This is a genomic window from Aeromonas aquatilis, assembly GCF_054052405.1.
This window is the reverse complement of sequence record NZ_JBSTYP010000196.1, coordinates 1-334: the sequence shown is the minus strand read 5'-3', so window position 1 is coordinate 334 and position 334 is coordinate 1. Positions and strand designations below refer to the sequence as shown.

The 334-nt window shown below is 51.5% G+C and carries 1 pseudogene; it reads left to right on the top strand.

Annotated elements, in window-relative coordinates:
• Window positions 1–153 precede the first annotated feature (153 nt).
• A pseudogene (locus tag ACW5W8_RS23990) lies at window positions 154–334 on the top strand (AAA family ATPase); the annotation flags it as partial.

Sequence of the window (334 nt, the reverse complement as noted above, 5' to 3'; positions counted from 1 at the left end):
AGAAGGAGTGGCTGACCAAGTACCTGTATAGCCACAAGTTGCCAGCAAAACGGATTAGCAGGCATCTGGAAAGCATCAGGGCCACACGCAACGCCCAGGCAAAAGGTTAAGCGTGTAGCCCTGTTTAAACCATAGATAAAGGACATAAACACTATGAAACACAAGATCGTTGAAGTCAAAAACATGATCAAGACCGAGCAGCTGCTCGACAACTTGCTCAACCGCTCCAGCATAGTGCCGGGTATTGGCCTGATCCACGGCCCCTCCGGCTTTGGCAAGACCACCGCCGTGGAATGGCTGTTCAACCAGGACGAAGTGAACGGGATCTATGTGC